The sequence below is a fragment of the Mesorhizobium sp. M2E.F.Ca.ET.209.01.1.1 genome (assembly GCF_004010375.2).
Lineage (GTDB): Bacteria > Pseudomonadota > Alphaproteobacteria > Rhizobiales > Rhizobiaceae > Mesorhizobium.
In genome coordinates, this window is sequence record NZ_SADP02001249.1 from 1 (window position 1) to 286 (window position 286).

Annotated in this window: 1 pseudogene; it reads right to left on the reverse strand. The window is 59.4% G+C overall.

Annotated features, from left to right (window positions below):
- Positions 1 to 286, reverse strand: a pseudogene (locus EN852_RS41570) (hypothetical protein); the annotation flags it as partial.

Here is a 286-nt window from a genome sequence, read left to right on the forward strand (position 1 = left end):
GGGGAGCCCAAAACGATCGCGAATTTCAATGCGGCCGCCGCTCAGCAGCTCCGGCCTGTAGCGTTTCGGATCGAGCGTCGGTCCGACGACGTGAATGCGCGATTCCTCCGTCCGCCAGAAATCGCGGTAAAGCGCTGCCTGGTGTTCACTGAGCGCAATGATCTGCACCGCGTTGCCAGGAGCAAAGATCATCGATTCGAGCTTTTGCTGGCGCATGAAGCGCGGCGAAAGAGGCCGCCACCAACCAAGTTTCGAGGCAAAATAAGGTGGGTCGCCGGCATAGTAG